Source organism: Tritonibacter sp. SIMBA_163, assembly GCF_046535935.1.
GTDB classification, from domain to species: domain Bacteria; phylum Pseudomonadota; class Alphaproteobacteria; order Rhodobacterales; family Rhodobacteraceae; genus Epibacterium; species Epibacterium scottomollicae.
In genome coordinates this window covers 1-248 of record NZ_JAWJBP010000999.1, presented here as the reverse complement: position 1 = coordinate 248, position 248 = coordinate 1, and the positions used below count along the sequence as shown (strand labels likewise).

The 248-nt window shown below is 39.9% G+C and carries 1 protein-coding gene; it reads right to left on the bottom strand.

Features of this window, described 5'->3' with window-relative positions:
• On the bottom strand, positions 1 to 248 hold a 248-nt coding region (locus R0J92_RS25330), incomplete at both ends, for a hypothetical protein (protein ID WP_411053719.1).

Below are 248 nucleotides of genomic sequence, written 5' to 3'. Positions count from 1 at the left end.
ACCGTAATCATTGGGATTTACAACGCCTTCTAGCTTACCTATCTGAAGCATGTCCTGCTTATTCATAGCAGTGTTGATATTAGCATCTGGAAATCTTAAATTCTTGACAACCTGAACCTGTGCGGGCATTCCCTTTCCATCAATATCCATTATCCACGCAAGGAAACCACCTGAAAACTTAACTAAGCTACCTATCGGATAAAGTCCGTACACTTTTATATACTCAACCACGACCGTTTTATCATAAC